General features: G+C 64.7%; 24 protein-coding genes. 16 read left to right on the top strand and 8 right to left on the bottom strand.

Annotation, left to right across the window (positions count from 1 at the left end; all coding sequences use genetic code 11):
- The first annotated feature begins 29 nt into the window (after positions 1–29).
- The 3 genes from dapA to Q0319_RS07210 all read left to right on the top strand — a co-directional run bounded on the left by dapA (position 30) and on the right by Q0319_RS07210 (position 3,044).
- Positions 30–929: a 4-hydroxy-tetrahydrodipicolinate synthase gene (dapA, locus tag Q0319_RS07200; RefSeq protein WP_296466089.1), complete on the top strand. Its 900-nt coding sequence runs from the start codon at positions 30–32 to the stop codon at positions 927–929.
- Between the two features lie 80 nt (positions 930–1,009).
- Positions 1,010–2,197: an outer membrane protein assembly factor BamC gene (bamC, locus tag Q0319_RS07205; RefSeq protein WP_296466087.1), complete on the top strand. Its 1,188-nt coding sequence runs from the start codon at positions 1,010–1,012 to the stop codon at positions 2,195–2,197.
- A 64-nt stretch (positions 2,198–2,261) separates the two neighbouring features.
- The gene (locus Q0319_RS07210) at positions 2,262–3,044 is read left to right on the top strand and encodes an MBL fold metallo-hydrolase (protein WP_296466084.1); all 783 of its coding nucleotides are present in this window, start codon (positions 2,262–2,264) and stop codon (positions 3,042–3,044) included.
- 141 nt (positions 3,045–3,185) lie between these two features.
- Here the strand turns inward: Q0319_RS07210 and Q0319_RS07215 are convergent, their stop codons facing one another.
- From Q0319_RS07215 to Q0319_RS07225, 3 genes are all read right to left on the bottom strand, one after another.
- Positions 3,186–3,407, bottom strand: coding sequence for a hypothetical protein (locus Q0319_RS07215; RefSeq protein WP_299451566.1), 222 nt, complete (start codon positions 3,405–3,407; stop codon positions 3,186–3,188).
- A 297-nt stretch (positions 3,408–3,704) separates the two neighbouring features.
- The gene (locus tag Q0319_RS07220; RefSeq protein WP_296465207.1) at positions 3,705–3,998 is read right to left on the bottom strand and encodes a metalloregulator ArsR/SmtB family transcription factor; all 294 of its coding nucleotides are present in this window, start codon (positions 3,996–3,998) and stop codon (positions 3,705–3,707) included.
- Between the two features lie 85 nt (positions 3,999–4,083).
- Positions 4,084–5,238, bottom strand: a complete 1,155-nt coding sequence (locus Q0319_RS07225; RefSeq protein WP_299451568.1) for a cupin domain-containing protein — start codon at positions 5,236–5,238, stop codon at positions 4,084–4,086.
- Positions 5,239–5,311: 73 nt separating this feature from the next.
- Between Q0319_RS07225 and Q0319_RS07230 the strand changes: the two genes are divergently transcribed.
- On the top strand, positions 5,312–5,911 hold the full coding sequence (locus Q0319_RS07230) for a peptidylprolyl isomerase (RefSeq protein ID WP_296465212.1): 600 nt from the start codon (positions 5,312–5,314) through the stop codon (positions 5,909–5,911).
- Between the two features lie 42 nt (positions 5,912–5,953).
- On the opposite strand, the gene Q0319_RS07235 is transcribed toward Q0319_RS07230, so the two are convergent.
- Both Q0319_RS07235 and mutS read right to left on the bottom strand, forming a co-directional pair.
- Complete coding sequence (locus tag Q0319_RS07235; RefSeq protein WP_296465215.1) at positions 5,954–6,973, bottom strand: hypothetical protein; 1,020 nt, start codon at positions 6,971–6,973, stop codon at positions 5,954–5,956.
- Positions 6,970–9,573, bottom strand: coding sequence for a DNA mismatch repair protein MutS (mutS, locus tag Q0319_RS07240; RefSeq protein WP_296465259.1), 2,604 nt, complete (start codon positions 9,571–9,573; stop codon positions 6,970–6,972). Before mutS ends, Q0319_RS07235 begins: the two co-directional genes overlap by 4 nt.
- A gap of 495 nt (positions 9,574–10,068) precedes the next feature.
- Between mutS and Q0319_RS07245 the strand changes: the two genes are divergently transcribed.
- Genes Q0319_RS07245 through Q0319_RS07260 form a run of 4 tightly spaced genes read left to right on the top strand, consistent with a single transcriptional unit; the run spans position 10,069 to position 13,757 of the window.
- A complete protein-coding gene (locus Q0319_RS07245; protein WP_296465217.1) occupies positions 10,069–10,998 on the top strand; it encodes a branched-chain amino acid ABC transporter permease in 930 nt (309 codons plus the stop codon).
- Between the two features lie 13 nt (positions 10,999–11,011).
- Positions 11,012–12,223, top strand: coding sequence for an ABC transporter ATP-binding protein (locus Q0319_RS07250; protein WP_296465219.1), 1,212 nt, complete (start codon positions 11,012–11,014; stop codon positions 12,221–12,223).
- Positions 12,220–13,020 carry an ABC transporter ATP-binding protein gene (locus Q0319_RS07255; protein ID WP_299451572.1) on the top strand — a complete coding sequence of 267 codons (801 nt, stop codon included), beginning with the start codon at positions 12,220–12,222 and terminating at the stop codon, positions 13,018–13,020. Before Q0319_RS07250 ends, Q0319_RS07255 begins: the two co-directional genes overlap by 4 nt.
- A gap of 26 nt (positions 13,021–13,046) precedes the next feature.
- A complete protein-coding gene (locus tag Q0319_RS07260) occupies positions 13,047–13,757 on the top strand; it encodes an ABC transporter ATP-binding protein (protein ID WP_296465226.1) in 711 nt (236 codons plus the stop codon).
- Positions 13,758–13,772: 15 nt separating this feature from the next.
- On the opposite strand, the gene Q0319_RS07265 is transcribed toward Q0319_RS07260, so the two are convergent.
- Both Q0319_RS07265 and Q0319_RS07270 read right to left on the bottom strand, forming a co-directional pair.
- Complete coding sequence (locus Q0319_RS07265) at positions 13,773–14,903, bottom strand: branched-chain amino acid ABC transporter substrate-binding protein (RefSeq protein ID WP_296465262.1); 1,131 nt, start codon at positions 14,901–14,903, stop codon at positions 13,773–13,775.
- Between the two features lie 168 nt (positions 14,904–15,071).
- A complete protein-coding gene (locus tag Q0319_RS07270) occupies positions 15,072–16,181 on the bottom strand; it encodes an alkene reductase (RefSeq protein WP_296465230.1) in 1,110 nt (369 codons plus the stop codon).
- Positions 16,182–16,533: 352 nt separating this feature from the next.
- On the opposite strand from Q0319_RS07270, the gene Q0319_RS07275 reads away from it, so the two are divergent.
- Positions 16,534–18,237 (top strand): EAL domain-containing protein, encoded by a 1,704-nt coding sequence (locus tag Q0319_RS07275; RefSeq protein WP_299451575.1) that lies wholly within the window; start codon positions 16,534–16,536, stop codon positions 18,235–18,237.
- Between the two features lie 15 nt (positions 18,238–18,252).
- Complete coding sequence (locus Q0319_RS07280; RefSeq protein WP_299451577.1) at positions 18,253–19,737, top strand: HDOD domain-containing protein; 1,485 nt, start codon at positions 18,253–18,255, stop codon at positions 19,735–19,737.
- Positions 19,738–19,784: 47 nt separating this feature from the next.
- On the opposite strand, the gene epsC is transcribed toward Q0319_RS07280, so the two are convergent.
- The gene (gene epsC / locus Q0319_RS07285; protein ID WP_296465239.1) at positions 19,785–20,705 is read right to left on the bottom strand and encodes a serine O-acetyltransferase EpsC; all 921 of its coding nucleotides are present in this window, start codon (positions 20,703–20,705) and stop codon (positions 19,785–19,787) included.
- 202 nt (positions 20,706–20,907) lie between these two features.
- Here epsC and Q0319_RS07290 point away from each other — a divergent pair, with 202 nt between their 5' ends.
- From Q0319_RS07290 to Q0319_RS07315, 6 genes are all read left to right on the top strand, one after another.
- Entirely contained in the window at positions 20,908–22,059 is a 1,152-nt protein-coding gene (locus Q0319_RS07290) for an ABC transporter substrate-binding protein (protein ID WP_296465242.1), read from the top strand.
- Positions 22,060–22,335: 276 nt separating this feature from the next.
- A complete protein-coding gene (locus Q0319_RS07295; protein WP_296465244.1) occupies positions 22,336–23,217 on the top strand; it encodes a branched-chain amino acid ABC transporter permease in 882 nt (293 codons plus the stop codon).
- A 15-nt stretch (positions 23,218–23,232) separates the two neighbouring features.
- Positions 23,233–24,090: a branched-chain amino acid ABC transporter permease gene (locus Q0319_RS07300; protein ID WP_296465247.1), complete on the top strand. Its 858-nt coding sequence runs from the start codon at positions 23,233–23,235 to the stop codon at positions 24,088–24,090.
- A 1-nt stretch (position 24,091) separates the two neighbouring features.
- Positions 24,092–24,871, top strand: coding sequence for an ABC transporter ATP-binding protein (locus Q0319_RS07305; protein WP_296465251.1), 780 nt, complete (start codon positions 24,092–24,094; stop codon positions 24,869–24,871).
- Complete coding sequence (locus tag Q0319_RS07310) at positions 24,868–25,581, top strand: ABC transporter ATP-binding protein (RefSeq protein WP_296465254.1); 714 nt, start codon at positions 24,868–24,870, stop codon at positions 25,579–25,581. The genes Q0319_RS07305 and Q0319_RS07310 overlap by 4 nt, the downstream gene beginning before the upstream one ends.
- A gap of 234 nt (positions 25,582–25,815) precedes the next feature.
- A complete protein-coding gene (locus Q0319_RS07315) occupies positions 25,816–26,319 on the top strand; it encodes a histone (protein ID WP_296465257.1) in 504 nt (167 codons plus the stop codon).
- Positions 26,320–26,341: the final 22 nt, after the last annotated feature.

Consider the following 26,341-nt stretch of genomic DNA (forward strand, 5'->3'; position numbering starts at 1 on the left):
TGATCCCTTTCCGGGCCCCCAAGCATCGTATGGCAACCACATCTCGCACCCCTATTGAAGGCAGCATCGTCGCTATCGTCACTCCGATGCAGCCAGACGGGAAGCTCGATTTCGAAGCCTTCCGGGCGTTGCTCGACTGGCATTTGGCCGAAGGCACGGATGGCTTCGTGGTGGTGGGAACGACGGGCGAATCGCCTACCGTTTCGGTGGACGAGCACGTCGAGCTGATCCGGGTCGCCGTCCAGCACGTCGCGGGCCGGGCTCCGGTCATCGCCGGCACCGGCGCCAATTCGACCGCCGAAGCCATCGAGCTGACCGAAGCCGCCAAGAAAGTGGGCGCGGACGCGGGACTGTCGGTCGTGCCGTATTACAACCGCCCCACGCAGGAAGGCCTCTACCGGCATTTCAAGGCCATCGCCGAGGCGGTTGACCTGCCGATGATCCTGTACAACGTTCCCGGGCGCACCGGGTGCGATTTGTCCAACGAGACGACGCTGCGCTTGGCGCAGGTGCCGGGCATCATCGGCCTGAAGGATGCCACCGGCGACATCGGCCGCGGCGCGCTGCTGCTGAGCCAGGTTCCGGAGTCATTCGCCGTCTATAGCGGGGACGACCCCACGGCTGCGGCGCTCATCATGCTGGGCGCCCGCGGCAACATATCCGTCACGGCCAACGTGGCGCCGCGCCTCATGCACGAGCTGTGCGTGGCGGCGCTGGCCGGCGACGCCAAGAAGGCGGCGCAAATCAATCGCCGCCTCGCCTTGCTTAACCGCAATTTGTTCCTCGAACCCAACCCCGTGCCCGTCAAGTGGGCGCTTGCCCAAATGGGGCGCATGGCGCTGGGTTACCGCCTGCCCTTGGCCGAACTGGGGGCTCAGCATCATGCTGCCGTCAGGGAAGCGCTCGCCGCCGCGGGCATCCAGGTCTGATCTTCCGCCACATGCTTTTGCCAGACGTGATCCGCCGGCGCAACGATAGGGCCGGTCGCGGCCTCAGGAGTTATCCGTCAATGAATGCAGTGCCTACGAATCTCTCCCGCCTGGCAATCTTGCCAGTGCTGGTTTCCCTGTCCACATTGATCGCGGGCTGCAGCAGCGTCAACCAGTTGCTTGGCAAGGAAGAGTCCATCGACTACAAGAGCGCCTCGCCGGCGCCCTCGGCAAAATTGGAAGTGCCGCCTGACTTGACCCAGCTGCCGACCGACAGCCGCTTCCAGGTTCCGGGCCAGGCCTCGTCCGGGTCGACGCCGCCTGCTCCGTCTTCCACGACCTTCTCCAGCTATTCGAGCGTGCAGGCCCAGCCCGAGGCTAGCCAGGCGGCGAGCACGGTGCTCCCCGAGCGGCCGGACATGCGCATCGAACGAGACGGGGACAAGCGCTGGCTGGTGGTGATCGACCGTTCCCCGGACCAGCTGTACCCGATCGTGCGGCAATTCTGGCAGGACCTCGGGTTCCTGTTGCGCCAGGACCTGCCCCAGGTCGGCGTGATGGAGACGGACTGGGCCGAGAACCGGGCCAAGATCCCGCAGGACTTCATCCGCAACACCATTGGGAAGGTCTTCGACTCGCTCTGGTCCACCGGCGAGCGTGACATGTTCCGCACCCGCCTGGAGCGCGTGGGCAACAGCACCGAGATCTACATCAGCCATCGGGGGGCGCAGGAGGTGTTGACCGGCGCCGAGAACAGCCAGACCACCTGGACCTCGCGTCCCAACGATCCTGGCCTGGAAGCCGAAATGCTGGCGCGCCTGATGGTGCGCCTGGGTGCGGATTTCGATCGCGCCAAGGCTGCGGTGGACCGGGCGCAGCAGATCGACAAGGGAGCGGCCCCCCAATTGGTGACCGGGTCTGGTGAAGCGGGCGCCTTGCAGATCGCCGAGCCGTTCGACCGCGCTTGGCGCCGCGTCGGCTTGGCCCTGGACCGCGGTGGCTTCACCGTGGAAGACCGCAACCGTGCGGAGGGCGTCTACTATGTACGGTACGTGGATGCCGACGCGGCCAGCGCCGACAAGCCCGGCTTCTTCGGTCGCCTGTTCGGCCGCGGCAGCGACAAGCCGGAAAGCCGTCCGCAGTACCGTGTGAAGCTGGTTTCGTCGAACGACACGACTCAGGTGACGGTCTTGGATGCGCAAGGCAATCCGGAAACGTCTGCGACGGGCCGGCGCATTCTGAACGTCCTGCTCAACCAACTGAAATAAAGCCATCGTCCGCGCGCTGCCTGGGCAAGGGCAGGCGCGCGCACCAGGCTTCATAGGGTTCGCTTTGCGCTATACCAGTCTGGGCAGCGGCAGCGAGGGCAATGCCCTCGTGGTCGAGGCCAGGGAGGGGATTTCCACGACCCGCGTCATGATCGACTGCGGGTTCGGGCTACGCGAAATCGAGCGCCGGCTGCTGGCGCGCGGCATCGAGCCGTCGTCGCTGAACGGCATTCTCGTCACCCACGAACACGGCGATCACATCGGTGGAGTCTTCCGCCTGGCACGCCGGCACGGCATTCCCATCTATCTGACCAACGGCACGCGCGAGGCCGTGGCTGCCCGGATTCCGGAGGGTACGGTCACGATATGCTGCGACAGCCATTCCGCCTTTGCCGTGGGCGGGTTGCTCGTGCAGCCCTTTCCCGTCCCGCACGATGCGCGCGAACCGGTGCAGTACGTATTGCATGACGGCCAATGGCGGCTGGGCGTCTTGACGGACTTGGGAGAGGGCACGCCCCACGTGCACCGCACGCTTTCCGGCTGCGATGCCTTGGTGCTCGAGTGCAATCATTGCCCCGACATGCTTGCCAACGGTGATTACCCGGTCTATCTGAAATACCGCATCAGCGGCCGCTTCGGCCATTTATCCAATGCTGCGGCAGCGGAGCTGCTACGGGCCGTGGACCGCTCCCGGCTGCGGTTCCTGCATGCCGCCCATCTCAGCAGGACAAACAACTTGCCCCGCCTGGCGCGTGAAGCGCTGGCGTCCGTGCTTGGCTGGCGGCCGGAAGATGTTGGGGTCGCCGATCAGGATGCCGGTTTCGATTGGGTGGCATTGAGCGGGTGAAAAGCCTGCCCGGGCGGCCTGGCTCGACAGCCAGGAACGACAAAGCCTCCCGAAGGGAGGCTTTGTCTACGGCCGCAGGCGCGGCCGCGCTGATCACAGATCCGCAGCCGGCGGGGGTTCGCTGCCGACGGATCGCGAGACTTACTGCTGGGCCGGCGCAGCGCCTTGGTCGGCGGGGGCAGCCGGCTCGGCGGGAGCGGGGGCAGCAGGTTCGGCCGGGGTGGGCTCGGCGGGAACCGGAGCGGGTTCAGCCGGGGTGGTCGCGGCCGGCGGCATGGTGTCGGCGGGAGCGGTTTCTTCGTTCTTACCGCAAGCCGACAGGGCGACTGCGAGCAGCGAGGCCAGGAGCAGAGTCTTCTTCATGATCTTTCCTTTTCAGTGTCGTCACGAGACGGATGGACGGAATTCGCCGTCATTACCCAAATTGGATGAGCCGAGGATCCGGCTTCATTCGAGCACGAACTCATTCTATCAGGCCTGACTAGGTGTTTTCCATGGTTGCGTAAAAAAGTAAGTCTCACGTAAGAAATTTGTGTATCACTCGGGTCAGGAGTGTGCGCAAGCGTTTCGGATTGTGGTATTTACCGCAATATCGGCCGGGGCCGATCGTCGGCAGAAGAAGAGCGTTCAGGGGGTAGGGGCCAAGGGGAGGCGGGGAGCTCAGACGGCTTCCCGTAGTTGGGCCAGCAAGGCTTCGATGGCTTGCTCGTTGCGCTTGTAATACACCCATTGCCCGATGCGCTGGGTGGTGACCAATCCTGCCCGATGCAGCGTCGCCAAGTGGGCGGATACGGTCGATTGGGAGAGTCCGCAGCGCTCGAACATGCCTGCGCAAACGCCGAGTTCCAGGGAGTGCACCTGCTCGGCAAAGTGTTTTTCAGGCTCCTTGAGCCACTGCAGGATGTTGCGCCGCACCGGATGCGCCAGTGCCTTGATGGAGGCGTCTAGGTCCATGGTCGGGGAATATAGGCCCGTGCGAGAGGGCGCCGGTCACCGAATTGTATATCGTTTATTTTCGATGCCGGCGGGGGCGGGAAGGCTAGGCGAGGTAATGCACCCAGCCTGCTTCGAGCCATTCCTGCAATGTCGCCCGTTCTTCGTCTTTGAGCCGGGCGGAGGCCGGCGCATCGCATGGTAGCCGCCGATCATCGGCCAGGGTCCGCAATGCGGCTCCGGCGGGAACAGGGGCGACCTCGCCATTGATGAACAACAGTTTGCCCCGATAAATCATCTGGGTGCGGCGATCCAACGCGAGGACGCCGGCTGCGGGCCAGTTGTGCTCCAAGTCGGGCAGCGCGTCGGGGTTGGCGGGTTCGAACACTACCTCCGGCTTGGGCTCCGTCAACCAACACCCAAGGTAACGCGAGGCCAGTTGCGGGTCGAACTTGACCGCGGAGACGGCGGCCAGGGCCGCCTCAACCATGCTTTCAGGCAATGCGGCCGGTCGGTCGACGGCGGGTTGGTCAGGGTCTCGGTAGTGCCCGCGCAACGCCGCAGGCGGGCGCTCGGCCAGCGAATCGGACGCGAACTCCAGCATGCCGCGCGCCAGTTCTTCCAAGGACGGCGACCGGAATCCGATGGACAGCGTCATGCAGTCGTCGCCTTCGGCAATGCCGTCATGGGCGTAGGCTGGCGGCAGGTACAGCATGTCGCCCGCCTCGAGCACGAATTCCTCGGCCGGGTCGAAGCGCTGGAGGATTTTCAGCGGCGCTTCCGGGTCCAGCTCCAGGTTTCGCTGTTTGCCGATGCGCCAGCGGCGCCGGCCGCTACCCTGGAGCAGGAATACGTCATAACTGTCGAAATGCGGCCCGACCCCGCCCTGGTCAGTGGCGATGCTGATCATCAGATCGTCCAGGCGCGCGTCTGGGACGAACCGGAATTGCGACATCAATGCGGCAGCCCCGTCGTCGTGCAGGTTGACGCCTTGTACGAGCAGCGTCCATCCCGGTTCGCGCGCAGGCGGCAGCCGGGAAAAGGGCCCCCGTTCCATGTGCCAGCGCCCCGACTCGCGCCACACGAGCCGCGATTCCACGTCGTCGCGGCGCGCCAGCCGCTTGACCTGGGGGATCGTCAGCGGAGGCTGGAACCGTTCGAACGCGCCGCGTATCAATAAAGGCTTGCGCTGCCAATGGCGTTGCATGAATTGGGCTGGAGTCAGACCGCCCAGGAGACGTGCGGGAGTATGGGGATTCATGGACGAAGACGAAGGGCCTGTGGCATAGCCTGTAAAATCGGAAATTCAACCACGTTTACGGGAAACCAAGATTATGACCGCTTCCAATAGCGATCCGGCTCTGGCCATCGGCGAAAACACCGTCGTCACGGTCGAGTTCTGGATCATGAGTACCGACGGGGAAGCGCTCGACGACAGCGGTGGGCCCGTGAGCTTTCTGTACCGCGGGCTCGACAGCCTGCTGCCCCGGCTCGATGATGGGCTCGAGGGCAAGACCGCCGGTTTCGAGCAGACGTTTCACCTCGAGCCGGAGGACGCGTTCGGCGACTACGACCCCGAGTTATTGCGGGTGGAGCCTCGTTCGCGCTTTCCGGAGCCGCTCGAGGTAGGCATGCAGTTCGAGGGCGTTCCCGGAGATCCCGACGAAGACGGCACGGTCGTTCATCCCGATGACGGCGAAGCCCGCGACGACGCCCTGATTTTTTCGGTCACCGACCTGACGGACGACAAAGTCGTGTTGGATGCGAACCATCCCTTCGCGGGCATGGCGCTGCGCGTCCGGATCAAGGTGCTGGACGTGCGGCCGGCCGACCCTGAAGAGATTGAACAGGGTTATGCCGACGTCGACGACGAGAGCGACGAGGTCTTGGATGCCATGATCGAGGCCCGCCGCAATCCGGGCACGCTGCACTGATACCCGGCCGGCGCGCGGGGGAAAACCACGCCGCGCGCCGCTTCAGCGCGGCTGAGGCGGCGTGAGTACCGTATTGACGGTTTCTACGCTGAATACTTGCCTGTTGCCGGGTAGGACGCTCACCTTGATCCAATATGCCGGTCGCGAGTAGCCATACGTCCGGACGCGGATCACGTTCTGCAGCGTCTTGCCGTTGAGCTTGACCGGCCGGTCGGGAGTGTGGTGGTTCGGCGGCGCCTCGCCGCCGTGCACGACCAGCACCGGGCCGGAATACTTCGATGCCAGCCGGGCCAGGTCGGCCTTCACCTGGGCGTAGGGATCGATGCCGGGTGTTTTCTCTCGCCCCTCGAAGTGCGGGTCGCCGGCAAACGCCACGACGACCCCGCGGGTCTTGAGCCGCGCGGCGGCAGCGAATGCCTGCCGCAACCAGGAAGCATTGGCCTGGACGCGTTCTTCGTATTCTCCATTGCGTCCCGCGCCCGTGCGGTAATTGTTGCGATTACCCGGGACGTTGACGGTGACGAACAGGATGCCGCCGTACTCCCACCGCGCGTTTTCGGGATAGCCCCGGAACCGGACGGTTTCGCTTTGTCGCTGCACATCCAGCCTGAGCCTGCCGAGTGAATCGCCCGGCTCGAAGAACAGCTCGCGCAGCCGATTCAAGCGTTCGACGGGACCGTATTGGCCGGCCGCCTTGCGATCGCAGCTGGCCCAGTCATTTTCACCTGGCGTCAGGACCAGCGGCACCGGGCTTGCATCCAGCAGCGCGTGTCGCCGCATGTAGGTTTCGTCGTCGCAATGTTCATCGGGTCCCTTTACATTGCCGGTGTGGATGGCCAGGTCCACCTCCGTGGCGAGCTCGGCCAGGACCTGTGAGACGATGCCTTCGGTGGATGCGTGCAAGGGAGCGTTGCCCAACAGCGCGAACGCGAAACCCTGGCGGGCAGCGTAGCGCGACTCGGGGTGGGAGGATGCCGCCGCCGCAAACGCCAGGCACGCCGAACCCACCGTCCATCCCAGGCGGCCGATCCGGCGGACGATGCGCGACGACATGGTAGTCATTGGGCCTGAACCAAGCTCTTGAGCCGATAGAGTTGGTCGAGCGCTTCGCGGGGGCTGAGCTGGTCCGGGTCGATCTCGTCGAGCGCGGCACGGACGGCCTCCAAGGCTTCGTCGTGCGCCTGTCGCTGCTGGCGTGCTTCGGCTGCGTCGTCCTCCGGAGGCGCGAAGAGAGGAAGCTGCGGCACTTGTGCACCCTGCATCTCCAATTTCTCGAGTTCCCGTCGCGCCATCCGGACCACCGAGGCTGGGATGCCGGCGCGCTGCGCCACCTGGATGCCGTAGCTGCGGCTGGCTGGCCCTTCCCGCACCTCATGCAAGAAGACGATGCCCTTGTGGGATTCGGCTGCAGCCAGGTGGACGTTGGCCACTTCCGGGCGAACCGAAGGCAGGCGCGTCAGTTCGAAGTAGTGCGTGGCAAACAGCGTCAGCGCCCGGTTTTGAGAGACCAGTTGGAAGGCGATCGCCCAGGCGAGCGCCAGGCCGTCGTAGGTCGACGTACCGCGGCCTATCTCGTCCATCAGCACTAGGCTTTCCGATGTACTGGAAGCCAGGATGGCGGCGGCCTCGATCATTTCCATCATGAAAGTCGAGCGGCCGCCGGCCAGGTCGTCGGCGGCTCCGATGCGGGTGAAGATGCGATCGATGCGGCCGATGCGCGCCGACCGCGCCGGCACGAAACTGCCGATGCGCGCAAGCAGCACGATGAGCGCGGTCTGGCGCATGTAGGTCGACTTGCCGCCCATGTTGGGGCCGGTGATGAGCAGCATGCGCCTCGTCTGCGACAGTTTGCAGTCATTGGGCGTGAACCGTTCGATGACCCGCTCCACAACGGGATGGCGGCCTTGTTCGATGTGGATTTCCGCGCCATCGACCAGCTCCGGGGCGACCCAGTCGTTGGTCCGGGCATGGTGGGCGAGCGCCGCCAACACGTCGATTTCAGCTAGCGCAGCGGCCGTCTGCGTCAGGCTGCGCACGTGGGGCGCGAGTGCGTCCAGCACTTGGTCGTACAGCCATTTTTCGCGCGCGAGGGCGCGATCCTGGGCCGACAGTATCTTGTCTTCCCATGCCTTGAGTTCGGGCGTGATGTAGCGCTCTGCGTTCTTGAGTGTCTGGCGGCGGCGATAGTCGTCGGGCACCTTGTCTGTTTGCCCGCGGGTGACTTCGATGAAGAAACCATGTACGCGGTTGAACTCCACGCGCAGGTTCGCGATGCCGGTGCGCTCGCGTTCCCGCTTCTCGAGTTGGACGAGAAAATCACCGCTGTGCGATTCCAACGCGCGCAGCTCGTCCAGTTCGGCATCGAAGCCAGCCGCGATCACTCCGCCGTCGCGCACGTTCACGCCGGGTTCGGGCGCGATGGCGCGAGACAGCAGCTCGGCGATGGCCGGGTCGGGGGCCAGCTGCGCCGCCAGCTCGGGAAGCAAGGGTTTCACGTCGGCCGAGAGCATCGACCCTTCGCCCGCTACGCGCAGCACCATGTCATGCAGCGCAGGGAGGCGCAGCAGCGCGTCGCGCAGGCTGGCGAGCTCGCGCGGCCTCACCGAGCGCAAGGCCACGCGCGCGGCAATGCGCTCGACATCGGGCAGCGGCGCGAGCGCTTCCTGCAGCGTGCGCGGGTCGCCCGCGTCGAGCAGCGTCTCGATGGCGCGCAGCCTCGCCGCGGCGGGCGCATTGTCCCGCAGCGGATGGTGCAGCCAGCGGCGCAAGAGGCGGCTGCCCATGGGGGTCTGGCAGTGGTCGAGTACCGAGAAAAGCGTGGGCGATTCTTCCCCCCGCAGCGTTTCGGTCAATTCCAAGTTGCGCCGCGTGACCGGATCGAGGAGAACGTATTGGCTGGCCCGGTCGGCGGTCAGCTGCTGCACGTGGGCCAGCGCTTGCGATTGCGTGTGGGAAACGTAGCGCAGCAGGGCGCCCGCCGCGCAGATCGCTTCCGGCATGTCTTCGACGTCGAAGCCGGCGAGCGTGTCGGTGCCGAAGTGGCCGAGCAGCTGCTGGCGCGCGCTACTGCTTTCGAAGTGCCAGGCGGGAACGGGGCTGATGGCGGCGTTGTAATCGGCGGGCAGGGCCTGTCCTTCGGCCAGCACGATCTCGGCCGGGGCGATGCGGTGCAGTTCCGTGGAGAGCAGTGACGGCGCGCATTCGGTCAGCCGGAATTCTCCGCTGGCAAGATTGAGCCAGGCGAGACCAATGCGGCCGGCGCTTCCACGCGACTTGCCGCTGCCCGGATGGATGGCGGCGATAGCACGGTCGGCCTTGGCCGGCAGCAGGGCGTCGTCGGTCAGCGTGCCCGGCGTCACGATGCGGACGATGCGCCGTTCGACCGGGCCCTTGGAGGTGGCCGGATCTCCCACCTGCTCGCAGATGGCGACCGACTCCCCGAGCTTGACCAGTCGGCTCAAGTATTGCTCGACAGAGTGGAAGGGCACGCCCGCCATGCGGACGGGCGCGCCGTTGGAAGCGCCACGCGTGGTCAGCGTCAGGTTCAGCAGGCGCGACGCTTTCTCGGCGTCCTCGTAGAACAGCTCGTAGAAATCTCCCATGCGGTAGAAGAGCAGCATGGGGCCGGCCTCGGCCTTGAGGCGCAGGTACTGCTGCATCATCGGGGTGTGGGAGGAGGTGTCGGCTTTAGTCATGCAGGACGATGAAGGGAATTCCGATATTGGGGCTGACGTGCGGTTGTGGCGCAGCGGCCGGTCCGAGCGGTTGTCACCTGGTCCGGCCGCGCAGGCCCAGGCGAGCCGGGGTGGGCGGGGCCCCAGGCCCACCCCGCTGCCCGCCTCATGGGGCACATGTGTGCGAAGCCGCTTTCGACGGGGCAAGGTCGACCGAAGCCTGGCGGCCACGCGACCGCTTGACGCGGATGGCTATTGCTCGACGCGGACGAGGTCATGGCGGAGGACGACGCGACGCCAGACGCATTGTCGACGATAGCCAAGGATTGTACGTTCATTGCGTGCCGCGAACTACGCCGGTGCGGCGCACGCCCGGTGTTGACGAGATCGTGCCAAAAACGCCACTATCGTGCTGGTTGCAGCCGGCGTGGCCAGGCGGAGTGGCTTGTCGGCGTTCGGGGCATTTCGGGAGATCACCGCTTCATGGACATATTTCTCCAGCAAATCATCAACGGGTTGGTGCTGGGCGCCATGTATGCGCTGATCGCAATCGGTTACACCATGGTCTATGGCGTCCTGAACCTCATCAATTTCGCCCATGGGGAAATCCTGATGGTCGGTGCCATGACCGGGCTGACGCTCCTGCGCGCGCTCGAGAGCGTTGCCCCCGGCCTGCCCGGCGGCGTTCAACTGGCCTTGGCGATCGCCGGTGCCGTCCCGGTGTGCGTGGCGGTGAGCTTGGTGATCGAACGCGTCGCCTACCGACGCCTGCGCAACGCGCCTCGCCTGGCGCCCTTGATTACCGCGATCGGGGTTTCCATCCTGCTCCAGACCATCGCCATGATGATCTGGGGCCGGAGCCCGATCCCGTTTCCGCAGCTGCTGTCCCCCGAGCCGGTCGAAATCGCCGGGGCGTTGATTTCCCATACGCAGATATTGCTGCTCGTGCTGGCGGTGGCCGCCATGGCCTGCCTCGCATTGGTGGTGGAGCGCACGCGGCTGGGGCGCGCGATGCGGGCCACGGCCGAGAATCCGCGCGTGGCGGGCCTGATGGGCGTGGACACGAACAAGATCATCGTTGCCACGTTCGCCATCGGCGCCGCGTTGGCTGCGATCGCGGGCGTAATGTGGGCGGCGAATTACTCCACGACGCAGTTCGCGATGGGGTTTGTCCCCGGGCTGAAGGCCTTTTCGGCGGCGGTGCTCGGCGGCATCGGGAATATTTACGGGGCGATGCTGGGCGGCGTTCTGCTGGGCCTGATCGAAAGCCTCGGGGCAGGCTACGTCGGAGACCTGACCGCCGGCTTCCTGGGCAGCCACTACCAAGACATCTTTGCCTTCATCGTCTTGGTCGCGGTGCTGACGCTACGCCCGGCGGGCATCATGGGCGAGCGCGTGGCCGACCGTGCCTGAGGGGGGAAGGGGAATGCGCTTTTTTTCTTCCGCCCGCGATCCGCGCCGGGTGCGCGCATCGCTGTTCGCCCTGGTCGCGGTGGTGCTGGTTTTTCCCTTCGTGGCCAGCCAGTTCGGCAATTCCTGGGTCCGCATCGCCGACGTGGCGTTGCTCTACATCATGCTGGCATTGGGGCTGAACATCGTGGTCGGCTTCGCCGGCCTGCTGGACCTGGGGTATATCGCCTTCTACGCCATCGGCGCCTATACGGCGGGACTGTTCGCATCCCCGCAGTTCGCCGCCGTGATCGAGTCGTTCGCGAGCACCTACCCGGCCGTCGGCGAGATCCTGGTCCGGTTGTGCGGCCCACGGGTCGTCCAGGAAGGCATCCATTTATCGCTCTGGATCATCGTTCCGCTTTCGGCGCTGCTGGCCGGCGTGTTCGGGGTCATACTAGGCGCGCCGACGCTCAAGCTAAGAGGCGATTACCTGGCCATCGTCACCTTGGGCTTCGGGGAAATCATTCGCATTTTCCTGAATAACCTGAATGGCCCGGTGAACATCACCAACGGCCCGCAGGGCATCAACATGATCGACCCGGTGCGGATCTTCGGCATTTCGCTGGCCGGCGAGGCCGGCTCGGGGTCGACGGTGTACATCGGGGGCTGGGGCATTCCTTCGGTCAATGCCTACTATTTCCTGTTTCTTGTGTTCTGTGCCTTGACCATTTTCATCTCGGTGCGCCTGCAGGATTCCCGCCTGGGCCGCGCCTGGATCGCGCTGCGCGAGGACGAGGTCGCCGCGGCGGCCATGGGGATCAATACCCGCAACGTCAAGCTGCTGGCGTTTGCGATGGGCGCTACGTTCGGCGGCGTGGCGGGAGCCATGTTCGCCGCGTTCCAGGGATTCGTTTCCCCCGAGTCCTTCTCCCTGACCGAGTCCATCGCGGTGCTGGCCATGGTCGTCTTGGGCGGCATCGGGCACATCCCCGGCGTCGTGCTGGGGGGGGTGTTGCTGGCGGCCCTCCCGGAAGTGCTGCGCCATGCCGTGGAGCCCTTGCAGCAGGAGTTGTTCGGCCGGGTCTGGGTTGATGCCGAGGTCATGCGTCAACTGCTGTATGGGCTGGCCATGGTGCTGATCATGCTCGCCCGGCCCGCTGGGCTGTGGCCGTCGCCCCGGCCGGAAGACAGGCCCGAGGCAGACCACCCGCACGGCGGCGAACCCGTGGGAGAGGTGAAGGCATGAGCCAAGGGGCAGCCCCGGTCGCGGGGAATAACGGCGTTCCGCTGTTGTCGGTGGTCGGTGCCAGCAAGCGCTTCGGCGGGCTGCAGGCATTGTCTGGCGTCGGGCTGCGCATCATGCCGGGGCAGATCTACGGCTTGATCGGACCGAACGGCGCGGGCAAGACCACGTTCTTCAACGTCATCACCGGGCTCTACCGGCCCGATGCGGGGCGGTTTGAATTGCAAGGTACTCCTTATACGCCGTCCGCTCCCTATCTCGTGGCTAAGGCCGGCATCGCCCGCACCTTCCAGAACATACGGCTGTTCGGCGACATGACCGCGCTCGAGAACGTCATGGTGGGGCGTCACGTGAGGACGTCGCAGGGCGTGTTCGGCGCGGTATTCAGGCATCGCGCGGCGCGCGAGGAAGAGGCTGCGATACGTGCGCGGGCACAGGAGCTGCTCGTCTTCGTGGGCATCGGCCATTATGCGGGCCGCACCGCCCGCCACCTGTCATACGGTGACCAGCGTCGCCTGGAGATCGCGCGGGCGCTCGCGACCGACCCGCTGCTGCTGGCGCTCGACGAGCCGGCGGCGGGCATGAATCCGACCGAAAAGCTGGCGCTCCGAGATCTGCTGCATCGCATACGCGCCGAGGGGCGCACCATCTTGCTGATCGAACACGACGTCAAGCTCGTGATGGGATTGTGCGATCGCATCACCGTGCTCGATTACGGCAAGGTCATTGCCGAAGGGACGCCAGCCGAAGTGCAGAGGGATGCGGCAGTCATTGCCGCCTATTTGGGAGCCAGTCATTGAGCGGTGGAGCGACGACAGCCAATGTCTTGACCGTTCGCGATTTGCGCGTCGCGTATGGCGGGATCCAGGCACTCAAGGGGGTGTCTCTGGATGTGGGCGAAGGCGAGTTGGTGGCCCTGATCGGCGCCAACGGTGCGGGCAAGACGACCACGCTCAAGGCCATTACCGGTACGCTGCCGGGCAGCCGGGTCGAGGGTCGGATCGAATATTTTGGCCAGCCCTTGAAAGGGTTGAAGTCATTCCAGCTGCTCGAGCGCAAGCTGGCCATGGTGCCTGAAGGGCGGGGCGTGTTTGCCCGCATGAGCGTGCGCGAGAACCTGCTGATGGGCGCCTATACCATTTCCGACAAGCGGCAGGTCGCCGAGGACATCGAACGGTGGTATGCCGTGTTCCCTCGCCTGAAGGAACGGTCTTCGCAAATGGCGGGCGAGCTCTCGGGCGGGGAGCAGCAGATGCTCGCCATTGCCCGCGCCTTGATGTGCCGTCCGCGCCTGCTCCTGCTGGACGAACCGTCCATGGGCCTGGCGCCGCTCATGGTGGAGAGGATATTCGAGGTCATCCGGGACGTTTCCGCGCAAGGCGTGACCATCTTGCTCGTGGAGCAGAACGCGCGCCTGGCGCTGCAGGCCGCGCACCGGGGATACGTGATGGAGTCGGGCGTCATCGTCATGTCCGGCCCGGCCTCCGAGATGCTCGATGATCCCCGCGTGCGGTCGGCTTACCTCGGTGAAGAGTGAGCGCCGGCGAGGCCTCTACTTGGTGACGGCCAGCGCCGTGCGCTTGCCGCCTTTGTAGGTATAGAGAGTGAGGGTGCCGTCTTTCAGGTCGCCCTTTTCGTCGAACGCAATGTTGCCCGTGATGCCCTTGTATTGGATCTTGGCCAGCTCGGGCAGGTATTTCGCCGGTTCCCAAGAGTCGGCCTTTTGCATCGCGGCGGCCACGGCCAGCGTTGCGTCGTAGGCGTAGGCGGCGTTATAGACGACGTCGATGCCGTAGCGTTTCTTGTACGCAGCCCGGAAGTCTTCCATGCCTCGTTTTTCGGACTCGGGCACGCCACCCGCTTCGGCGCAGACCACCTGTTCCTCGCCCAGCCCGGCGCCCGCCAACCCCGGCAGCGAACCGGTGCATATGCCGTCTCCGCCCATGAACTTGGCAGTGATCCCGAGCTGCTTCATTTGGCGCAGCATCGGCCCGCCGACCGCGTCCATGCCGCCGAAGAACACGACATCGGGGCGCCGCGCCTTGATCGCGGTGAGAATGGCGTTGAAATCGGTGGCCTTGTTGTTGGTGTACTGGTTAGACACGATCTTGCCGCCAGCCGCCTTGACGCCCTTGGCGAATTCCTCGGCCACCCCCTGCCCGTACGCGGTTCGGTCGTCGATGATGGCGATGTTCTTCGCGTTGAGCGTCTTGACGGCATATTGGCCAAGCACATACCCCAGCTGCGCGTCGTTCGCAACCACGCGGAAGGCGGTCTTGAAGCCCTGCTGGGTGTACTTAGGATTGGTGGCCGAGGGCGAGACCTGCGGAATACCGGCGTCCGCGTAGATCTTCGAAGCCGGAATGGTCGTGCCCGAGTTCAAGTGCCCGATGACGGCGGCGACCCGGGCGTCCACCAGTTTCGTGGCGGCGGCGGTGGCTTGCTTGGGATCCGCCGCGTCGTCCTCGGCCTGCAGCTGAAAGCGGATTGGCCTGCCCGCCAGCTTGATCCCGCGGGCGTTGAGCGCTTCGATTGCCATGCGGGCACCGTTCTCGTTGTCCTTGCCCATATGGGCGTCAGGTCCCGTGATCGGACCGACGTGCCCGATCCTGACGATCTGCTCCTGCGCGCCGGCGCCGGCCGCGATGAACAAGCCGCCGATCAACGCGGCCGCGGGGAACATGTGCTTCATCGGGGCTTCCTTCTGTGGTTGGCCAAGTCCTGCGCGCCAGGCGCCGCGGACCGGTCCAAGTATGCACCCATCGGCGAAGCGGGGGGAGGGGGGATTTCACTGCGGGCGGGACGAACCCTCGCCCCGCCCGCGCGCAAGGAACCTTGATTCCGCCGACCGTCAGTCCAGGGTCGGGTAGTCCGTATACCCGCGCTCCGTGCCGCCGTAGAAAGTGGTCGGGTCGGGCGCGTTGAGCGGCGCGTTCTCGCGGAACCTGCGCACGAGGTCCGGGTTGGCGATGAACAGCTTGCCGAATGCCACGAGGTCGGCGGTTCCTGTTTCCACAGCGTCGCTGGCCATGGCACGGTCATAGCCGTTGTTCACCATCCAGGCGCCTTTGCCGCCGGCGTCGCGATAGGCCGCTTTCAAGGCCGCGTAGTCGAACGGCGCGTCGCCTTGCCGATGGTCCCGCGCGCCGCCCGTCGCGCCTTCAATGACGTGGACGTACGCGAGTCCGTAGCCTGCCAGCCTGCGGGCGACGTATTCGAACAGCGGCTGCGGCTGCGGGTCGGATGCGTCGTTGGTCGGGGTGACGGGCGAGATGCGGACGCCGGTGCGGCCGCCCCCGATTTCCGCCGTGATGGCGTCGAGCACCTCGATCAGCAGGCGGGCGCGGTTCTCGATCGAGCCGCCATAGGCGTCCTCGCGGCGATTGCTGCCCGAACGCAGGAACTGGTCGATCAGGTAGCCGTTGGCGGCATGCAGCTCGACGCCGTCAAAGCCGGCGTCGATGGCGGCCCGGGCGGCGCGCCGGTAGTCGGCCACGATGCCCGGCAGCTCCTCCAGGCGCAGCGCCCGGGGCTCCGAAGTGGGCACGAATCCCCCGCCTTCCGGGCCGATCAAATACGTCTTGGCATTGGCGCGAATCGCCGAAGGCGCGACCGGCGCCCCGCCGCCGGGTTGCAGCGAGGCGTGAGAAATGCGTCCCACGTGCCACAACTGCACCACGATCTTGCCCCCGGCCGCATGTACGGCTTCGGTGACGCGGCGCCAGCCCGCTATCTGGGCTTCGGCGTACAGGCCCGGCACGTCCGCGTAGCCCTGGGCTTGCTGGCTGATGGCCGTGGCCTCGGTGATCAGCAGGCCCGCGGTCGCCCGCTGGGCGTAATAGGTAGCCGTCATGGGTTGGGGGACCGCGCCCGGAGAGCGATTGCGGGTCAGGGGTGCCATGACGATGCGGTTGGCGAGGTGCAGGTCGCCTGCCGTGATGGGATCGAATAGCGTTGGCATGGTGGATGAGTCCGGATAAGGGATGTCCGAATATCGATTGAGCACGAATTTTATATCGTTTATATACGATATAAGTCCATGCCCTTCTCTTCTCTCTATACCTTTCATCCAATAAGGGTTTTCTTTGGCCCTGCGCCGTCCTCGTGTAGGATGCGGCGCTGGCCGGACGCGTCGCCCCGGGTGCGACCGGTGGGGAGAAGCCGGAGGAAACGGGGGAAATGGGGCCTTTTCGGCGCGAATCCTCTCTCAATTTTGGGGGGAGGGTGCCGTTAATACCGGTACGAGTACGTTAGCCGCAGAGTGGCTCCCCTGCGGCCAAGCGTGGCTCCGGATCTGCCCGAGCCGTCCCTTCATGCGACTTGACACCCTAGACCACGTCCGCGCCGATGTCGATTCGACCGCTTCTTTCGAGCAGGTCATTGATTTTTTCGCGCGCATCGACGAGCAGGGACGGTTTCTCCACATTTCCACCCCGGGGCTCGCTTTCATCGGCTATCACCGCGAATACCTGCCCCACATCACGCTCCGCGATCTGGTTCCCCCGGAAGACGCTCCGCTGCTCGATGCTTGCCTGCGCCAAGCCGTGCAGACCGCAGAGGTCCAGAAGTGCACGCTGCACCTGGTCAAGACGCTGACCTATCCGCGCCTGGTGGAGCTGCGCATTTCGCCGGACGCTGCCGTGCCCGGCCAGCTGATGGTGGTCGGGCACGACGTCTCGGCCTGGGCCGACAATGAGCAGTGCCTGACGTATGCCATGCACCACGACGTGCTCACGGGCCTGGACAACCTCGCGTCGGCGCGTCACGAGATAGAGCGCGCCAAGCGCGAGGCGCTGGCCAAGGGCGGCCGGGTGGCGCTGCTGCAGGTGGACATCGACGAGTTTTATCGGGTGAACCAGGCTTTCGGCTACGAGGTCGGCGACCGCATCCTGCACGAAACGGCCTTGCGCCTGAAGAACGCATGCCAAGGCCGGGACTTCGTCGCCCGGTGCTACAGCGACGCCTTCCTGATCCTGTTGCGCGACGTGCCCGACCGCAACTACGTCGAAGCTTTTGCCCGCCGGGTTTCCGACGCCATCCAGCGGCCTTACTCCCATGACGGGCAGACCCTCCAGCTGTCGGTCCGGATCGGCGCCGCGATTTTTCCCGATCCCGTCAACGACACGGACCAGCTGCTGAACCACGTGGACGAAGCGCTAGCCCTGGCTGGGCGCAACCGCGGCTATAGCTTTGCGTTCTATGAGCGCCGCCCGGCGGGCAGCCGGCCCGACACGCTCCGGCTCGAGTCCGATCTGCACAGCGGCATCCGCAATGGCGAGTTCTCGCTGTATTACCAGCCCATCGTCGACGCCCGCAGCGGCCGGGTCGCCGGAATCGAGGCGCTGATGCGCTGGCATCACCCGGTACTGGGAGCCGTTTCGCCCGAGATCTTCATCTCCCTGGCTGAGTCGGCCGGCCTCATTAATTTCCTCGGCGGCTGGGCGCTCAAGAATACCTGCATGCAGCTCATGCAATGGGATGCCCGGGGCATCCACCTGCAATATGCGACGGTCAACGTCTCGGCGCAGCAGTTCCGCGACAAGCGCTTTCCGGCCATCGTGCGTGAAGCGTTCAAGCTGACCGGGCTTGCGCCCCGGCGCATCATCCTCGAAATCACGGAAAGCGTGCTGATGGAGGATCCGGATCACGCCAAGGAGCTGCTGGAAGAGTTGACCGACCTCGGCGTCCGGTTCGCCGTGGACGACTTCGGCACGGGTTATTCCAGCCTGGCCTATTTGCAGAGCTTCCCGCTGGCTGCCCTCAAGATCGACCGCCGCTTCATCAGCGATCTACCCGTTTCACGCAACGACCAGGCCATCGTGGCCGCCATCGTAGGGCTTGCCCGTACCTTGGGGTTGTCGCTCGTGGCCGAAGGCGTGGAAACGGAGGAACAGAAGAATCTGCTGCTATCAAGCGGCTGCGATCTGATCCAGGGTTGGCTGGTGTGCAAGGCGCTGCCGATCAATGAGCTCACGCGCAAGTTCGAAGCGGGCGAGTTGTTGCCCCTGGAGTGCTGATTTCGGACGGTCGCGATGCAGGATAAAGATCCAGGCCAAGGCCTGACACGCAAGCTGTGGTCGCGCATCAACGAACGCGGGGATTTCCCCTTGCTTTCCGACTCCCTGCGCGCCACGATTTCCGCCATGCAGGCGGATAACGCCGACATCACGCCGCTGGTCCACATCGTCCTCTCCGATTTCACCTTGACCCAGCGCGTCATCCGCCTGGCGAACTCCGCGATGTACATGGCCTTTGGCGGCAACATCACGACGGTGTCGCGCGCGCTCGTGGTGCTCGGCATGGAGGCGGTGGGGCACCTCGTGCTGGGGCTCAAGCTGGTGGACCACTTCCAGCAGTCTCATCTCCAACTGCAGCGGCTCGATGCGAAGCTGGAACTGAATCGCGCAATGCTGGCCGGCTGCGTGGCCCGTAAGGTCTGCGAGCTGCACGATGTGCGGACCGCCGAGGAGACGGTGGTCTGCACGCTGATGCGCCAGCTCGGCAAGCTGCTTTGCATTTTCTACCTGGAACACGAGTGGACCTGCATCCGGGAGCTTGCGCTCGCACGCGGCTGCACCGAAGACGAGGTCGCGGTGGAAGTGCTGGGCGTCAACTTCGAGGCGCTCGGCGAGGATGCCGCGGAGCGATGGGGGCTGCCGGCCGTGATCCGGCAAGGCATGCAGCCGTTCGATCCGGAGTCGGTGCAGCTCGACCCGGGGGCTGCGCTGGAGCGGGAACGCTGGATGCAGGCCGTGGCGACGTTTTCGGTCCAGATGTCGCGCAGCATGACCATCGCGGGCGGCGACATCGCGCTGCGCGAACGGCGCATGCGTGAAACGGTGCAGCGCTACGCGGGCGTGCTGTCGCTACCGCCCGGCTCCTTGTACGACACCATGGAGCAATTGACCCGCGAGCGCGCCAGCCAACTCATCCAGGAAATCGACGACCTGCACGCCGAATCCTGTCACGGCCTTCCCCACAATGCCGAACGCACGCTGCGGCAAGGCATATACGAGCTGCGCTCGCTACCCTCCGAGCACGACCTGGGGCCGGTACTCGCCATGGCGTCCGAAGCCATGCTCGCGGGCATGCGCTTTTCGCGCACCATCGTGTTCGTGCGCGATCCGCGGCGCCACGCTTTCGAAGCCCGGCTGGGCTTCGGCCGCGGCGTCGAGCAGCTGCTTCCCCAGCTGCGCTTCAACGAAGTATTCTCGGTGGACGTCTTTCACCTGGCCATTACGAATTCGGTGGGCATCTTCATCGAGAATGCCAGCGATCCCAAGTTCAGCGTGCACATTCCCCACTGGTTCAGGGATGCCGTTCCCGATTCCCACGCTTTCGTGCTGCTGCCGGTACGCGCGGGAAAGGATACGGTGGCATTGATCTACGGCGATTGGAACAAGGCGGAATTGGCCCGCAGCATCCTGCCCGAGGAAATGGCGGCGCTCAACGAGCTCGCGCGGGAACTCGGCAGGTTTTTCGGGCACGGCAGCCGGGTGTTTCCCGAGTTCCATTGAACGGCATGGCAGTCGCGCACGCCCCGCTGCAAGGGGGCGTTTGGGGTTTAGTCCTCGCGGCTTTTCGCCTGCGTGACGTTGCTGCCGGGCGGCACGCTCTGGGTCAGCCAGACGTTGCCGCCGACGGTAGAGCCTTTGCCGATGGTGATGCGTCCCAGTATGGTTGCGCCGGCGTAGATCACCACGTCGTCTTCGACGATGGGGTGGCGGGGGATGCCCTTGGTGAGCTTGCCGTCCGGGTCGGCGGGGAAGCGCTTGGCGCCCAGCGTGACGTGCTGGTAGAGGCGCACCCGTTCCCCGATGATGGTGGTTTCGCCGATTACGACGCCCGTGCCGTGATCGATGAAGAAACTCGCCCCGATCTGTGCGGCGGGGTGGATGTCGATGCCGGTGGAAGAGTGGGCGATGTCCGATATGAGCCGCGCGAGGAAGGGCGCCCCGAGCTTGTGTATCGCATGTGCCATCCGGTAATGGGTGACGGCTTTGATGCCCGGATAGGACAGCAGGATTTCCGAGATGCTCGTTGCGGCGGGGTCGCCCTGGTAGGCGGCGTGCAGGTCGCTTACCAGCACGGCGCGGATGGCGGGGAGCTGGGCGGCGAAGCGACGGGTGATGTCTATGGCCTTGGCCTGCAGGCCCTGTGCGTCGTGGTTCGCCGGCGGCTCGGAGAAATACAGGGCGCGCCGGACCTGCTCGCATAACAGGTTGAGCGTGTTGTTCAACGTGTTGCCGACGAAATAGTCGATGCTGTCGTCGGTCAGCTTGCACCGGCCATAGTGCGTGGGAAAGAGGGCGGCAGAAAGTCCGTCCATGACGGTGACGAGCACCTCGCGCGAGGGCAGTTCGCGGACCCGGTCGAGGTAACGGATCTTGTGCTCGATCTCCCTCGAGACGCGGAGTTGCTCGACGATTTCAGCTAGGTTCCACTCGGGCGAAATATCCGGCGATGGCGTGTAAGAAGGGGTCATGATGAAACGAATCGCTGTTGCGAGAGCAATGTCGCCAAGCATAGTCGAAGCGCCGCTTCCCGGAGCGGGAAACCCCTTCGACTCGTCTGGTATGGCCCGAAAAGGTAGAATATTGCCCCAAGTCGAGCGTATATGCGGCCCCCGTGGTGCTTCATCCCCGGTGGGCCTTTATGCAAAGTCGACACCTTCAGGGACATTAATTATGAACCGCATTTTCAGTCAATCGCTGGTGGTCGCGGCTGCCCTCGGCGCGGCCGCGTTCGCGCAGGCCGCCGAGGTCAAGATCGGCGTGGCCGCCGCGCTCTCCGGCGGAGCAGGCCAGTACGGCGCCGCCATTCGCAACGGCTTCCAGCTCGCAGCCGATGAAATCAATGCCGCGGGTGGCGTCAACGGCAACACCATCAAGCTGGTCATCGAAGACGAACAGGGCAAGAAAGAAGAGGCCATCAACGTCTTCAAGAAACTGATTTTCCAAGACCGCGTCGTGCTCATCTTCGGGCCCACGCTGTCGAACTCGGCCCAGGCGGCCGATCCGATCGCCCAGGCCGCCAAGACGCCGGTGTTTGGAACGTCCAACACGGCCGACGGCATCACCTCGATCGGCAATTATGTTTTCCGCAACTCGGTGACGGAAGCCGACGTGCTGCCCGAAACCATCCGCGTCGCGGCCCGGCACAACAACGTCAAGAAGGTCGCGGTCTTCTATGGCAACGACGACGTCTTCACCAAGAGCGGCTACGACAATTTCAAGAAGGCGCTCGAAGACCTGAAGATCCCGGTGACTACCACCGAGACCTTTGCCAAGGGAGACGTCGACTTCAAGGCCCAGCTCACCAAGATCAAGGCGACGAATCCCGACGCCGTGGTGCTCTCGGCGCTGATCGCCGAAGGCGCTCCCATCATGGTGCAGGCACGCCAGCTCGGCCTGAACGTGCCGTTCATCGGCGGCAATGGGATGAATTCGGTCAAGATCTTTGACCTTGCCAAGGACAAGGCCGACGGTCTCTGGGTGGGCAGCCCCTGGTCGATCGAGAACGCCACGCCCGAGAACACCAAATTCATCAACGCGTACAAGAAGAAATACAACATCGCGCCCGACCAGTTCGCCGCCCAGGCCTACGATGCGATGTATATCGTGGCCGAGGCCCTGAAGAAAGTGAATATCTCCGGCAACGTGCAGAACGATCGCCAGGCTTTGCAAGCGGCGCTGCCGAACGTCAAGACGGTCGGCGCGACCGGCGCGTTCGAGTTCCGCCAGGCCAAAGGTGCCGGGGGCAAGCCCGGTGGCTACGATGCGGTCCAGAAGCCCATCGTGATGGTCACCCGCAATGGCCGTTACGTCATCGAGAAGTAAACATCCGGAACCCGCCTGCATGGGCGGCCCACGGAAGGGCGCGGGGGCTCCCGCGCCCTTCGTGATTATCGATAGGGGCTTTGGCCCGTTTTTTCACTCGTAACCTTGCTGCTTCGCCCCAATGGACAGCCCCGTGACGCGTGGGCAAACTTGGCCGGGGGCGCATGGGTCCGTCCGTGACGGACCGCCCCGAGAGGGGGCATCGCATTTCCGACAGCCTGCCGACGGCGGGTCGACGACGCCCGGCACGGGGCCGCGAAGCGCATAGGGGGGAGCATGCTAGAACAGCAACTCGTGAACGCACTTTCGCTTGGGTGCGTTTATGCGCTTTTTGCCCTCGGTTTCACCCTGGTGTTCGGGGTGCTGGGCGTCATCAATCTTTCGCACGGCGCCGTATTCATGGTCGGTGCCTACGTGGCGTTGCAGCTGGTTTCCCAGTTTGAAGTGCCCCTGTGGGCGGCCGTCATCGCTGCAGCGCTGGGTAGTGGCATCGTCGGGATGCTGATCGACGTGCTCATACTCAAGCGCCTGCGCAAGCGCAATGCGCCACACCTGATTCCCATGATCGCCACCATAGGCGTCGCCATTGCCCTGAACAGCGGCATGCAAGGAATCTATGGCGCGGCCAATATGCGTTTCCCGGCAGGTCTGGTGCCAGACGACGCGATCGAGATCGCCGGCTTGCACATGACCGTGATCGAGTTGGTCATCATCTTCCTGTCGTTCGCGCTGATGGCGGCGCTGATGGTCGTCATGAAGCGCACCCAGCTCGGGCGGGCGCTGCGCGCCATCGCCGAATCGCCCAAGGCCGCCTCGTTGCTCGGCATCAACGTCGAAGGGCTGTTCCTGCTTACCTCGTTCGTCGCCGCGGCGCTGGGCGGGGTGGCCGGCGTACTGATCGGCCTGTATTCCAACGCGGTCTTTCCCCTGATGGGGCAGCCCATGCTGCATAAAGGCATCGCGGTCATCATCCTGGGCGGCATGGGGGACATCCGCGGCGCCATGATAGGCGGGCTGTTCCTGGGCTTCGCCGAGGTGCTGTCGGTGGCCTACGTTGGGTCTACCATGCGCGACGCGGTAGCCTTCGGCCTGCTGTTCCTGATCCTGCTCGTTCGTCCGCAGGGCTTGTTCGGCAAAGTGCTGGAACGCAAGGCATAAGGGGCGAAAAAGAAAATGGAATGGTTTGACAATTTTTGGGCGATCTACAGCAACCTCGTGCTGACGGTCGGCACCAACGTGCTGCTGGCTTTGTCCATCTACCTGACGCTGTCCTGCGGCATGCTGGCGATGGCCAACGCCGCGTTCATGGGTATCGGGGCCTACACGGCTTCCATCCTGACGATGAATTACGAGGTCTCCTTCCCTGTCGCGCTGCTGGGCGGCATGGCGGCGCCCATGGTGGTGGCGTTCATCATCGGCAAGCCTACGCTGCGCCTTTCGGGGGTGTACCTGGCCATGGCTACCCTCGGGTTTGGCGAGGTCGTGCGCGTCGTGGTTCTCAATACCGAGTCCTGGACCGGCGGCGCCTTGGGCCTGAACGGCATTCCCCAGCTTACCGAGTGGTGGCACATCGCGCTGGCCGTCGTGCTGGCGCTGGCGGTACTGTACCGGCTGCGCCGCTCCAAGGTGGGCCGGGCCTTCGAAGCCATCAAGGAGGACGAGACCGCGGCGGGGCTGATGGGCATCGACGTGGCCAACACCAAGATGCTTGCCTTCGTCCTGGGCGCACTGCTGGCGGGCCTGGCTGGTGCCCTGAACGCGCACCTGACCTTTTTCATCGGTCCCAACGAGTACGGCTTCGACCGGGGTGTCGAGATCTTGACCATGACCATCTTGGGCGGCATCGGCAGCCTGGCCGGCCCCGTGGCCGGCGCCGTCATCCTGACGCTGTTGCCGGAGGTGCTGCGTGGGTTCGCCGATTTCCGGCTCGTCATCAATGGCGTGATCCTCGTGCTGATCGTCCTGTTCCTGCCCAAGGGCATCTGGGATCCGTCCTTGGTGCGCACCTGGTTCCGCCGCCGGAGCGCCTGACATGCTCAAACTCCAATCCGTTTCCAAACAGTTCGGCGGCCTGCACGTATTGCAGGACGTCAATATCGAGGTCCCCCGGGGTACCATCTTCGGCCTGATCGGCCCTAACGGTGCTGGCAAGACGACGGTGTTCAACCTGATCACCGGGTTGCTCGAGCCCTCCGGCGGCAGCATGACCTTCGACGGCCACAACCTGGTCGGCGCCAAGCCACACCAGATCGCGCGCCTTGGCATTTCCCGCACGTTCCAGAACATCCGCATCTTCAAGGAAATGTCGTTGCTCGAGAACGTCGTGGTGGGCATGCACCGCCACCTCGACTACGGCCCAGCCGGGCTGCTGCTCTCGCTACCGGGCTTCCGCGGCCAGGAACGCAGGGCGCGCGAACGAGCGCTGGAGCTGCTCTCGTGGGTCAAGCTCGACCACAAGGCGCACGAGACGGCCGACAATCTCTCGTACGGCGACCAGCGCAAGCTGGAACTGGCCCGGGCGCTTGCCACGGAGCCGCGCCTATTGCTGCTGGACGAACCGGTGGCCGGAATGAATACCGGCGAAAAAGTCGACTTGATGGCCGAGATCGAAAACATCAAGGCGCGGGGTTACACCATTTTCATGATCGAACACGATATGCGTTTCGTGATGGGGTTGTGCGATCGCATCGCGGTATTGAATTTCGGCCGCATCATCGCCGAAGGCAGGCCGGAGGAAATTCGCACCAATCCCATGGTGATCGAGGCCTACCTCGGGCGCGAAGACGATGCGACGGAGGAGGCGCAAGCATGAACCCGCTGCTCAAAGTCTCCGGCCTGAAGGTTTCTTACGGCCACATCGCCGCGGTCAAGGGCATTGACTTCGAACTGAACGAAGGCGAGATCACGACGCTCGTGGGCGCCAACGGCGCGGGCAAGTCCACCACCTTGCTCGCGTTGTCCGGCCTCGTGCCCAAGGCTGCGGGCACGGTCATGTTCGAAGGCGAGGACATCTCTCGCTGGGCGCCCCACAAGATCGTCTCGCGGGGCATCGTGCAAGTGGCCGAAGGCCGCGCCATCCTGACGACGATGACCGTGCGCGAAAACCTCGAGCTTGGCGCCTATACGCGAAGCGACAAGGGACAGGTGGGCGCGGACCTGGACCGCGTGTTCGAGCTGTTCCCGCGCTTGAAGGAGCGCCTGAACGGCATGGCCGGCAACCTGTCGGGCGGTGAACAGCAAATGCTGGCCATCGGCCGCGCCCTGATGGCCAAGCCCCGGGTGCTGTTGCTCGACGAGCCTTCGATGGGCCTGGCCCCGATCATCGTCCAGGAGATCTTCCACATCCTGCGCGAGATCAACCGGCAAGGCTTGACGATTTTCCTCGTCGAACAGAACGTTAGGCAGGCCCTCAAGATCGCGCATCGCGGCTATGTGCTCGAGACCGGTTCCATCGCGCTGTCGGGCAGCGGCCAGGCGTTGCTCGGCGACAAGCGCCTCGTGGAGGCTTATCTCGGAGGTTAGCCCGCACGCAGCGTCGCCGTCCCGAACGACGCCGAGGAACACGCCGCGATGCGGCGTGTTTTTTTTCGTGGCAAGCGAACGATGCCGGCATGCACCCATCCTCGATGCTGGCCACGCGATGCACAGCCGTCGTTTGTCGCAATAAATCCTCGCCACGGCCCGTTTTGCCGTCAAAAGGGTTGACATTGTCCAGGCCGCCATTAACACTTCGGGCCTCGACTTTTTGAGATCGATATGGTTAAGAAATCGCAATCCGTTAAGGCTGCCAAACCCGCAGCCAAGAAGCCGGCCGCGAAGGTCGCCAGGAAAGCCTCGGCCAAGGCTTCCGGCTCGGCCATGTTGCTGAAGTTGGAAGCCGCCGCCGCTCGCTTGGGCGAGGCCGCGAAGAAAGCGCTGGAGCGTTCGGAGAAAGCCCGCAAGGAAGCTGCCCAACGCGTGAGCCTCTACGAGAAAGCCGTCAAGGCCGCATTGAAAGAGGCCAAGGCTGTCGTGGCGGCAGGAGACAAGAAGCCTGCCGCCAAGAAAGCCAAGGCTGCTTCGACGGCCGCTACGGCCAAGAAGGCTGCAGCCAAGCCCGCCGTGAAGGCTGTCAAGGCGAAGAAGGCCGACAAGCCGGCTGCCAAGCCTGCCGCGAAGAAGGCGGCTGTCAAGCGCGTGGTTCGCAAGAAAGCCGTCGCGCCGGCGCCCGCCCCGGCCGTCGCCGAGCAGCAGGCGGCTCCTGCACCGGCCGCCGAGTAAGCGGCGCTGAAGCCCATGAATG

The sequence above is a fragment of the uncultured Pigmentiphaga sp. genome (genome assembly GCF_937950555.1).
Lineage (GTDB): Bacteria > Pseudomonadota > Gammaproteobacteria > Burkholderiales > Burkholderiaceae_B > Pigmentiphaga.

What these genes read in the sequence shown, in the direction of transcription:
- Q0319_RS07315 (WP_296465257.1), top strand. Translation starts at nt 25,816, where the DNA reads ATGGTTAAGAAATCGCAATCCGTTAAGGCTGCCAAACCCGCAGCCAAG.
- Q0319_RS07220 (WP_296465207.1), bottom strand. Translation starts at nt 3,998, where the DNA reads ATGGACCTAGACGCCTCCATCAAGGCACTGGCGCATCCGGTGCGGCGC.
- mutS (WP_296465259.1), bottom strand. Translation starts at nt 9,573, where the DNA reads ATGATGCAGCAGTACCTGCGCCTCAAGGCCGAGGCCGGCCCCATGCTG.
- Q0319_RS07255 (WP_299451572.1), top strand. Translation starts at nt 12,220, where the DNA reads ATGAGCCAAGGGGCAGCCCCGGTCGCGGGGAATAACGGCGTTCCGCTG.
- Q0319_RS07280 (WP_299451577.1), top strand. Translation starts at nt 18,253, where the DNA reads ATGCAGGATAAAGATCCAGGCCAAGGCCTGACACGCAAGCTGTGGTCG.
- Q0319_RS07275 (WP_299451575.1), top strand. Translation starts at nt 16,534, where the DNA reads ATGCGACTTGACACCCTAGACCACGTCCGCGCCGATGTCGATTCGACC.
- Q0319_RS07230 (WP_296465212.1), top strand. Translation starts at nt 5,312, where the DNA reads ATGACCGCTTCCAATAGCGATCCGGCTCTGGCCATCGGCGAAAACACC.
- Q0319_RS07235 (WP_296465215.1), bottom strand. Translation starts at nt 6,973, where the DNA reads ATGACTACCATGTCGTCGCGCATCGTCCGCCGGATCGGCCGCCTGGGA.
- Q0319_RS07290 (WP_296465242.1), top strand. Translation starts at nt 20,908, where the DNA reads ATGAACCGCATTTTCAGTCAATCGCTGGTGGTCGCGGCTGCCCTCGGC.
- Q0319_RS07295 (WP_296465244.1), top strand. Translation starts at nt 22,336, where the DNA reads ATGCTAGAACAGCAACTCGTGAACGCACTTTCGCTTGGGTGCGTTTAT.
- Q0319_RS07225 (WP_299451568.1), bottom strand. Translation starts at nt 5,238, where the DNA reads ATGAATCCCCATACTCCCGCACGTCTCCTGGGCGGTCTGACTCCAGCC.
- Q0319_RS07270 (WP_296465230.1), bottom strand. Translation starts at nt 16,181, where the DNA reads ATGCCAACGCTATTCGATCCCATCACGGCAGGCGACCTGCACCTCGCC.
- Q0319_RS07265 (WP_296465262.1), bottom strand. Translation starts at nt 14,903, where the DNA reads ATGTTCCCCGCGGCCGCGTTGATCGGCGGCTTGTTCATCGCGGCCGGC.
- Q0319_RS07300 (WP_296465247.1), top strand. Translation starts at nt 23,233, where the DNA reads ATGGAATGGTTTGACAATTTTTGGGCGATCTACAGCAACCTCGTGCTG.
- dapA (WP_296466089.1), top strand. Translation starts at nt 30, where the DNA reads ATGGCAACCACATCTCGCACCCCTATTGAAGGCAGCATCGTCGCTATC.
- Q0319_RS07310 (WP_296465254.1), top strand. Translation starts at nt 24,868, where the DNA reads ATGAACCCGCTGCTCAAAGTCTCCGGCCTGAAGGTTTCTTACGGCCAC.
- bamC (WP_296466087.1), top strand. Translation starts at nt 1,010, where the DNA reads ATGAATGCAGTGCCTACGAATCTCTCCCGCCTGGCAATCTTGCCAGTG.
- Q0319_RS07245 (WP_296465217.1), top strand. Translation starts at nt 10,069, where the DNA reads ATGGACATATTTCTCCAGCAAATCATCAACGGGTTGGTGCTGGGCGCC.
- Q0319_RS07215 (WP_299451566.1), bottom strand. Translation starts at nt 3,407, where the DNA reads ATGAAGAAGACTCTGCTCCTGGCCTCGCTGCTCGCAGTCGCCCTGTCG.
- epsC (WP_296465239.1), bottom strand. Translation starts at nt 20,705, where the DNA reads ATGACCCCTTCTTACACGCCATCGCCGGATATTTCGCCCGAGTGGAAC.
- Q0319_RS07250 (WP_296465219.1), top strand. Translation starts at nt 11,012, where the DNA reads ATGCGCTTTTTTTCTTCCGCCCGCGATCCGCGCCGGGTGCGCGCATCG.
- Q0319_RS07305 (WP_296465251.1), top strand. Translation starts at nt 24,092, where the DNA reads ATGCTCAAACTCCAATCCGTTTCCAAACAGTTCGGCGGCCTGCACGTA.